6 protein-coding genes are annotated in these 9,409 nt (G+C 52.1%); 4 read left to right on the top strand and 2 right to left on the bottom strand.

Translation table 11 applies throughout. The annotated features are described in order from the left end of the window. Nucleotides 1-135 precede the first annotated feature (135 nt). Both G544_RS0115220 and G544_RS0115225 read left to right on the top strand, forming a co-directional pair. On the top strand, nucleotides 136-1,422 hold the full coding sequence (locus G544_RS0115220; RefSeq protein ID WP_027275400.1) for an FAD-dependent oxidoreductase: 1,287 nt from the start codon (nucleotides 136-138) through the stop codon (nucleotides 1,420-1,422). Then, nucleotides 1,419-1,703, top strand: coding sequence for a ferredoxin family protein (locus G544_RS0115225; protein ID WP_027275401.1), 285 nt, complete (start codon nucleotides 1,419-1,421; stop codon nucleotides 1,701-1,703). Before G544_RS0115220 ends, G544_RS0115225 begins: the two co-directional genes overlap by 4 nt. Nucleotides 1,704-1,774: 71 nt before the next feature. Here G544_RS0115225 and G544_RS0115230 read toward each other — a convergent pair whose 3' ends face one another. Both G544_RS0115230 and G544_RS0115235 read right to left on the bottom strand, forming a co-directional pair. Continuing rightward, nucleotides 1,775-2,740 (bottom strand): helix-turn-helix domain-containing protein, encoded by a 966-nt coding sequence (locus G544_RS0115230; protein WP_027275402.1) that lies wholly within the window; start codon nucleotides 2,738-2,740, stop codon nucleotides 1,775-1,777. A 289-nt stretch (nucleotides 2,741-3,029) separates the two neighbouring features. After that, the gene (locus G544_RS0115235; RefSeq protein WP_027275403.1) at nucleotides 3,030-4,169 is read right to left on the bottom strand and encodes a 4Fe-4S binding protein; all 1,140 of its coding nucleotides are present in this window, start codon (nucleotides 4,167-4,169) and stop codon (nucleotides 3,030-3,032) included. A 373-nt stretch (nucleotides 4,170-4,542) separates the two neighbouring features. Between G544_RS0115235 and gss the strand changes: the two genes are divergently transcribed. Further along, nucleotides 4,543-6,417 (top strand): bifunctional glutathionylspermidine amidase/synthase, encoded by a 1,875-nt coding sequence (gene gss, locus G544_RS0115240; protein WP_027275404.1) that lies wholly within the window; start codon nucleotides 4,543-4,545, stop codon nucleotides 6,415-6,417. Nucleotides 6,418-7,229: 812 nt separating this feature from the next. Then, nucleotides 7,230-9,409: ESPR domain-containing protein (locus tag G544_RS0115245; RefSeq protein ID WP_027275405.1), on the top strand; the 2,180-nt coding region annotated here is incomplete at its 3' end.

Genomic DNA, 9,409 nt, shown 5'->3' on the forward strand with positions numbered 1-9,409 from the left:
TCCTCCCAGACTACATGCGGCGCTCTTCCGACCGAGCACGATGGTGATATCAGCACAGCGTTTTTTCGGTCGGAATATTCACGGGAGCTGATTTTATAGGTTTGTCATCAATAGAGAATAGAAGGATAAAAACATATGGCAGACGATCTCTTTGACGCCATTATCGTAGGCGGCGGCCTTGCAGGCGGCACGGCCGCCTACGTGCTGGCAAAGGCCGGGTGCGACGTGCTGGTGGTAGAGCGCGGCAACTTTGCCGGAAGTAAGAATATGACCGGCGGTCGGCTGTATTCCCACAGCCTGGAAGCTATCATCCCTGGGTTTGCGGATGAGGCACCGGTAGAACGGCGCGTAACGCGAGAGAAAATTTCCATGCTGACCGACGACGGCAGCGTGACGCTGGACTATCAAAGTTCCCAGCTGGAGGATGCGGGGGCGCGTTCGTATACCGTGCTGCGCTCGTCGTTTGACCAGTGGCTGATGGGCAAAGCAGAAGAGGCCGGCGCACAGGTAATTACCGGCGTTCGCGTCGACGAGCTGATTGTGAAAGACGGCAAGGTCTGCGGCGTCAAGGCCGGAGACGATGAAATCGAGGCGCGGGCCGTGATCCTGGCGGACGGCGTTAACTCCCTGTTGGCCAAGAAGCTCGGAATGACCCAGCGCGTTAACCCGCATACGGTGGCCGTAGGGGTAAAAGAGCTGCTGGAGTTTACGCCCGAGCAGATGGAAGCGCGGTTTGGCTGCTCGGGCGATGAAGGGCTGGCCTGGCTGTTTGCCGGTACGCCGTCAGGCGGGCATATGGGCGGAGGCTTCCTTTATACCAACAAAAACACGGTATCGCTGGGGCTGGTTTTAGGGCTGCACAACGTAGACAAATTTAGCCGCAGCGTTCCCCAAATGCTGGAAGACTTTAAGCATCATCCCGCCGTGGCGCCGCTCATTAAGGACGGAAAGCTGCTGGAATATTCGGCCCATATGGTGCCGGAAGGCGGTATGAATATGGTGTCGGAGTTGGTGGGCAATGGCGTCGTCGTCGCCGGGGACGCGGCGGGCTTCTGCCTTAACGTCGGCTATACCGTGCGCGGCATGGATCTGGCGATTGCCTCAGGCGAGGCGGCCGCGAAGGCGGTGCTTTTGGCGAAAGACAGGAATGATTTTAGCCGCAAGGGGCTCGAAGCCTACCGGACGCTGCTGGACGACAGCTTTGTGATGAAAGACATGCGCTTGTATAAAGATCTGCCCGCTTTTCTGGATAACTCACGTTTTTTCGTGGACTATCCGGCGATGGCCGCCGGCGCGATGCGGGACATGTTCGTCATTAGCGGCCCGGAGCGCCCGTTGCGCAAGAAGCTGATATCTCGCGTTAAGAAAGTCGGCGTAATGAATCTGATCAAAGACGGATTTAAAGGAGTGCGAGCGATATGACTAAGGTCAACGTAGACGTTAAGCTGGGGGTCAATAAGTTCAACGTCGATGAGGGCAACCCCCATATTGTTCTGGCGGACGACATCAATCCGGCTGAGTTTAAAAAGCTGATGACCGCGTGCCCTGCGGGGCTGTATAAGCAGGACGAAAAAGGGCAGTACCTGTTTGACTACGCGGGATGCCTGGAATGTGGAACCTGCCGCGTGCTGTGCGGCGATACTATTCTTGCAAAGTGGGAATACCCCTGCGGCACTTTAGGCATTGAGTTTCGGTACGGTTAGTTGATACACCCTCGATTTCCCCTCGGCCCGGGCCGAGGGGGATCGTTTAGCGGGATACGGCCTGAAAGCTATTACCGAAAAGAGTGCACCTTGCGGTATTCCGACGGCGTCATTAAATATTCGGATTTAAATTTACGGCTCAGATTTGAAATATCGCTAAATCCACAGTCGTAGGCGAGTTGGGTAATATTTCGGTCCGCCATAAGAGGATTCATCAACGCGGCCTTATAGTTCTCAAGGCGTTTTTGATGTATCCAGCGATTAACGGAAGTGCCCTGTTCGTGAAAGAGTTTTTGTAAATACCTGACGGATATTCCGCAGGCATTGGCGCAGTCGCTAATATTCAGGTCAGGGTTTGACAACCTATCTTCGAGATACTGCTGGGCAAGATAAAAAATGGTTGAGCGCCCCGCGCTTTGGGGCGGCATCGCCATGCTCAGCTCGCTGAGCGCCGAGGTTATCAGATTAAGCAGAATGTCCGCCAGCTGCTGGGAATGCTGCTGAGGGATTGAGTCCAGAAAAGGAACATATTTCATAATAAAGCCATAGACCAGCGCGCCGGTGACGCTGTTGCCGCGGATGGCCCTGGCCGTCAGGTTCTGGGTATTGCCCAAGCGGTTAGCAAACTTTTCTCTCGGAATAAGAATTTTGAACAGTGAATAGTCGTCGTCAAAAGACCAGGACGCGGGACGAGCCATGTCAAAAAAGCAGAAATCGCCCTGTCGTAAAAATGCGGTTCTTCCGTCCTGAGACAGGTAACCGGTGCCGGAACGCTGCAGCTCAATTTGAAAATGTTCTTCCTGACTTTGCTTTTGCGCCGCCGGCCTGCTTTTGGCGCTGTGCCCGTTGGATTCCAGCTGAAGAAAACGAAGATCCATCACCCGCTGCTCGACGATATTGGCATAAAAACGCGAGTGGGAGGGTAGCTCTACCTGATTGCACTCGTAAGAAGATAAAAAGCGCCCCTTTACGGTGTCTCTGAATACGCCGAACTTTTCTGCGTCAGGAATATCTTGAGTGGTAAAAATGCTTCTCATAGTGCGCTCACTTTTATTGAAGTATTACTTACTGTCATCCATAAAGAGCAAAATTAAGATATAACATCGAATCAATGTTCCATTACGAATCGGTTTGGAAATAAAAAAACAAAAATGTTATTTAATTATATTTTTCAGCAATGTTAATAAAATGAAAATTTATTTATCTAGCGCTCAAATATTAATTCTTTTTTGAGCTCGCTATTTTATCACTGGGTAGGGTTCTATATTAATTTAATTGCCGATAATTCGAGGGCGATCGCGCTTTTTATGCGACCGCCCGTCAATTTTATGGATGGCCCATCATCTGTGCGCCGGGGATCAGCCTGAAGTACATCTGTTCGGGGACTGGACTGTTCCAGCCGTCGATGTACATTGCGTAACCGATAATGCCGAAAAGGATGCCTAGTACCAGAACAGTCATTGCAGCGCCGGACAGCGCGGCCTGTCGCCACAGGGGTTTAGCCCGCTCGCCGGCCTCTGGCCGCGAGCCCACAGGCTTAACGAGAGAGAAGTGAAGCGTTGAGGCTACCGGGCAGGATTCAACGCAGGTCATGCAGGCGGTACATTCAACGGTTCTCACCTGAATCAGCCTGTCCACCGGGATGTTGGACGGGCAGGCCTTGGCGCACTTGCCGCAGTCAATGCAGCTTGCGGCGTTGCGGCGGATTTTAAACGGCGAAAACAGCGAGAAAATCCCCAATAGCGCCCCGTAAGGGCAGAGGTAGCGGCACCAGAAGTTGCGGATAAGCAGGCTGGCGAAGGTGAAGGCGAATACGCAGGCCAGCGTGATGGCCCCTACGTTGCGAAAGAAGTCGAGCATTTTGACGTCGGCGATCAGGCCGTAGGGCGACATCAGGAACATATAGATGCCCTGCGCCGGCATGGGAAGGGCAATGTAGAGGAAGAAACCGAGCAGCAGGTATTTCAGCCCGCGCAGGGGAATGTCCAGCCATTTTGGCAGCGTGAAATTACGCCCAAACAGCCTTTTGCCCAGCGCCCCCACCAGTTCGGAAAGGGTGCCTATCGGGCAGAGCCAGGAACAGAACGACTTTTTCAGCAGCAGGCTTATCAGGATAAACGCGACCAGCAGCAGCATGGCGGCGGCGTGAACCGGAGGAAGCTGATGGGTTTCCCAGGCAAACTTCAGGTTCATCAGGCCTGCGATCGGCAGCCAGCCCTCGATGCCGCCCGGTCTCGGCACGTAAATACTGGCTCCGCCGGTCTCAAAATAGCGCACCCAAAAGTAGAAGGCGACGCCGATATAGATATTGAACGCCAGCAGCAGAAACTGCGTCGCCCGACGCCAGGTTGAGGCGTTTCGCCAGTCGTTCCAGGGGAGCTTACCGCCCGTGGTGCCCGGCCTGCGCTGCCAGCGCTGCCTTGCTTTTTCACTTACGGATTTTTCACTTACGTTTTTTTCACTCATTGCTCTTCAATTGCCCCGCGTGATTATCTTTTTTCAACGCCGCCTGTCGGCGCGCCGGAGGGGATAGTTGGGCCACGTTACCACGCATGCGGCGGTTAAAAATTGATTTGTGCCTTGTAAATGCATGTTTTATTGTTTTTTAGCTCATTGATTTTTATAAGAAGAACATATTTTACCGAGGACTGGGTATAAAAAACGGCCTCTAAACGTTAGAAGCCGCCGGTAGGTTCGCAGCATATCGAAAGGGAAGGCACAAACGCTATCCAATGTATTAGCCATCCTTCGCTTGAGTGCTATCATTAGCTCACTTCTGTAGTTCTGTGTCAAAAGGCAGGCGTCCTAGTGCCATCCTGCCGTCTTTGGAGTCAGTCTCATGAGCAAACGCTCTAAAAATCAGGATGCGCCTTTCGGGACGCTGTTAGGCTATGCGCCGGGCGGCGTAGCAATTTATTCATCAAACTACGGCTCGTTAAATTTTCGCGACTATCCGGACGAAGCCTCCTTTCGTAGCTACATCGGCAATGAATACATGGGGCACAAGTGGCAGTGCGTTGAGTTTGCCCGCCGCTTCCTGTATCTGAACTATGGCGTCGTATTTACCGACGTCGGCATGGCCTATGAAATATTTTCCCTGCGCTTTTTGCGCGAAGTGGTTAACGATAACCTCCTCCCCCTGCAGGCTTTTGCCAACGGCTCTTCCAGAGCGCCGGTTGCTGGGGCGCTGCTTATTTGGCAGAAGGGCGGCGAGTTTAAGGATACCGGCCACGTGGCGGTTATTACTCAGCTCCTTAATGACAGAGTGAGGATCGCCGAGCAGAACGTCATCGATTCGCCGCTGCCTCCGGGGCAGCAGTGGACGCGGGAGCTTCCTTTAACCGTTCAGGACGGTAAGTACACGATCCGTGATTCGTTTGACGACACGGTCATTTTGGGCTGGATGATCCAGACAGAGAAGGCGCAGGATAGCCTGCCCCAGCCGTCGGTTCCGCCCGAGGCGTTGGTCATTCGCGGCAAACGCATTAATAATGAGGGGCAGTTCGACGGCAAGTGGCTCAACGAGCGGGATCCGCTGCAGCTTGCGTACGTTGAGGCTAACGGGAACTTCATCAATAAAGATCCGTATCAGTATTTCACTATATCCAAAAGCGCAGAACAGGAGCTTATCAAAGCAACCAACGAGCTGCATCTGATGTACCTGCACGCCACCGATAAAGTGCTGAAAGACGATAGCCTGCTGGCGCTGTTTGATATACCGAAGATTCTCTGGCCGCGCCTGCGGCTCTCCTGGCAGCGTCGTCGCCATGACATGATAACCGGCCGAATGGACTTCTGCATGGATGAGCGCGGGCTGAAGGTGTATGAGTACAACGCTGACTCCGCCTCCTGCCATACCGAGGCGGGGATCGTTTTGGAGCAGTGGAAGCGCCACGGCTATCGCGGCCCCGGCCACAATCCGGGCGAAGATCTGTTTGATGAGCTGGTTGGCGCTTGGAAACACAGCCGCGCCCGCCCGTTTGTACACATCATGCAGGATGCCGACGACGCCGAGGAAAATTACCACGCCCGCTTTATGCAAAGCGCCCTGACTAAGGCCGGCTTTGAAAGCAAAGTGCTGTTTGGCCTGAGCGAACTGCGCTGGGACGCCACCGGCCAGCTGATTGACGGCGACGGCCGCCTCGTTAACTGCGTGTGGAAAACCTGGGCATGGGAGACGGCTATCGAGCAGGTGCGTGAAGTCAGCGAAACGGAATATGCCGCCGTGCCCATCCGCACCGGCCATCCGGAAAACGAGGTGCGGCTGATTGACGTACTGCTGCGCCCGGAGGTGATGGTGTTTGAGCCGTTCTGGACCGTCATCCCCGGCAATAAGGCGATACTGCCGGTGCTATGGTCGCTGTTCCCTCATCATCGCTATCTGCTGGATACGGATTTTGAGATTAACGACGAGCTGATCGAAACCGGCTATGCAATAAAACCGATCGCCGGGCGCTGCGGTAACAACATCGACCTTATCAGCCGCCATGAAGAGCTGCTGGATCAAACAAGCGGCAGCTTTTCCGAGCAAAAGAACGTCTACCAGCAGCTTTGGTGTTTGCCAAACGTCGACGGCAAGTACATCCAGGTGTGCACCTTTACCGTCGGCGGTAACTACGGCGGGACGTGCCTGCGCGGGGACGAGTCGTTGGTTATCAAAAAAGAGAGCGACATTGAGCCGATTATCGTCCTTAAAGATAAGGACTTTTTATAAATAAATAGAGAATGCCGCGGTTCGACGTTTCGGAGCGCGGCATTGTCTTTTATAAAACCTCAGCGACAAAAATTGGCTTCGCCCGCTACCGATCCTGGCGTTCGTTAGCTTCTATTTTATCTACCCCTATTTGGGTATGTAAATTGCCGTATTTAACAACTCTTTTTTTATTATCATTGGATTTTCATTTTTACTACATTTCTTATATCTGTTTTTGAATTCATTGATTTGAGTGTTTTTTATACACTGATTATCGATTTTAGCCCTATTAATTTGTCCAAAAGTGGTCTGTCTTTAGCAATTTTATAGGTCTAGGCATCGAACGTTGGTGTTTTTTTGCTATAAAGGCGATGCCTGTCTAATGTTGCATATAAAAAATATAATTTAATCAGTTAGTTGAATGACCATTTAGCGTAGGGCTCTATGCCGTTATAGCCTTCATAACGCTCACATAAAGAGTGGGCAATGAGATCGTGGATAGGAATTATTCAATAGTTAAAAATGAAATAAAGCATTTGTGCAAATTAAAAAACTATATTTACGATAACTTAAGTTTAAGCTTCCGATCCTATATTAAATTATTTAGTATTTATTTGTCATAAAAAGAGTTGTTTCTTTGGTTCTGAAAGGTCATCAAAAAATCTTCATCTCGATGGCGACCTCAATTTTATCAGCGAGGCTCATCGTTCATTATTTTATGCCGTGAAAATAATATTTAGACGCCAAATAGAATAAAAACAACTTTTCAATAAAAAATTAACTTTTGTTTTTATAAAGAAAACAAGGGTTATTAAAGTAATGGACTATATGCTATGAACAAAATATACCGTGTGATCTGGAACTGTACGTTAGGGCTGTGGGTGGTAACTTCCGAGCTGGGCCGTGGGCGGATCAAGCGGGCGACCAACCGAGCGCTGGCGGGCCTGACGCTGGCGGTACTGTCGCCTGTGAGTTTGGCGACCGACTGCGACAACGTCGCCCTTGAGTGCCAGCTCGATAGCGTATGGTCGACGTCAACCAACAACAACCGCGCGGGCACGGCGGTTATTTCTGACGGTCAGGCCTATCGTATAGACATGCTTTCTTCCATTACGGCAGCAAAGGGAACCTCGACGTCTTATGGTTCGATAAATGCTTTGATAAACGCCGGCTATGCGACGGGGCCGCTGGTTCCAGACACCGATAGCTATTTACAGCTGAGCGCAAAAAACAAGAACATCACCGTATTCGATCCGATAACCAACAGTAATCTGGTTGTTACCGTTTATGACGAGAATAACTTTAGAGAGTATAAGTCTACGGCTAATCCCGGCGGTTCTTTTAGGGTTTTTCCATCAGGCCCGGTTGACGTTTATTATAATACGCGATTTGTCGCGGTGACTAACGGCCAGGCCGACGTTTATAACAACAATAATACTATTAGCGCCAGCTTTCGCGACAGTCAGCTGTTTTATGCCGACGGCTCGTCTAGTACTGCGACGATTAACTGGCACGGCACCAGCTCCATAGGATTTGGCTGGGAAACCAGTTCAACCTCTTCCACGACCTACACCGCGCAAAAAACCACCTACGTCGGCGAATTTTCCGGTTTTGACGGTTCTACTCAAAACGTAACCAATCTAAGCGAGCTGAAGGCGTATAACGCCTGGTTGGTCTCTCAGGTTCAGGCCGGTAACTTAAGCACCGGCGCTTACGCGAGCGAACTTACTAAAGCCTACCAAAACACGGGAACGACCTATGTCATTAATCCGCTTCCGGCCGATGCCGATCCTATCTTGTTAAGCCCCCCCGGAACGGTCGTACTTTTACACGGTACCGGCAGCGGAGCCAATATTAATCTGGCTTCCGACAGTCACTTAACGTCAAGCAGTCTGAGGGGATTGGATAGTGGGGCGACTACCACTAGTCTTATTCGCTTAACGAGCGGGGCTAATGCTGTTAACGATGGTTATATTAGTACGGGATTTCGCATTGGAGTTTTGTACAGCGGGTCGCGGCTGACGAATAATGGAACCATGATCACGGGCACCAGCGGAGGCATCGAAGGTTATGGTATCAATGTCTATGACGCAGGAACGGAATTCATCAATAACGGCACTTTTAACGTTATTCCTCGCTTTTGGTCGGGCCTAGCGTCGCAAAATCAGGCCAATAACTTGATGGTTACCATCTCTAACGGCGCGAAAGCGGTCAATAACGGCGTGGTAAATCTCGGCATTACTGAAGGAACCAGAACGACTGAATATTTGGGGCAGGTTGTTGGCGCAATGTTAAGCGCAACGGCCGGCTCTTTTATCAATGGCGTTGACGGCGAGATGTACGTCGGCCGTTCGCAGGACGGTAAGGACATGTTTGCCGCCGCGGGCTCTGCGGCTATCAAGGTAAACACGTTGAGCAGCGGTACGGTAGACAACCAGGGGCTGATCGCCTTAAGTACAAGAAGCAGCGGCGCTTACGGCATTACTGCCAGCTGGACCAAGGCGCCCGCTCAGGTTATCAACAGCGGCACCATCACCCTCAAAGGCGACGGCGGCGGCGGCGCCTTCCTGCCGGGGCAGAATATCGGGATTTATGCCTATAACAGCGCTAGAGGCGTATCCAATACGGGTACGGTTAACGTCGGCGGAGTGAACAACGTCGGCGTTAAGACCCTGAGCGGCGGCCAGATCGGTTCTTCCGGCCAGATCAACGTGACCGGCAGCGCCGATCCGTCCACCGACCTGCGTAACTACGGCGCGTGGGCGGAAGGGGCTAACTCGCTGGTAGATATCTCCGGCACCGTCAACCTTGAGGGCGACGGCGCGATAGGGTTGCACGCCCGCGATAAGGGAACCATTAGCCTTTCAGGCAACGGCCAGGTCACCTTCGCCGACGGCGAAAACCAGATTGGCTACTATGTCTACGGCGCGGGCTCCAAAATCACCAACACCAGCACCGGCAGTCAGGACGTCACCACCAACAACTCCACCCTGATGCGCCTGGACGGCGGCGC

It is taken from the genome of Leminorella grimontii ATCC 33999 = DSM 5078 (assembly GCF_000439085.1).
GTDB lineage: Bacteria > Pseudomonadota > Gammaproteobacteria > Enterobacterales > Enterobacteriaceae > Leminorella > Leminorella grimontii.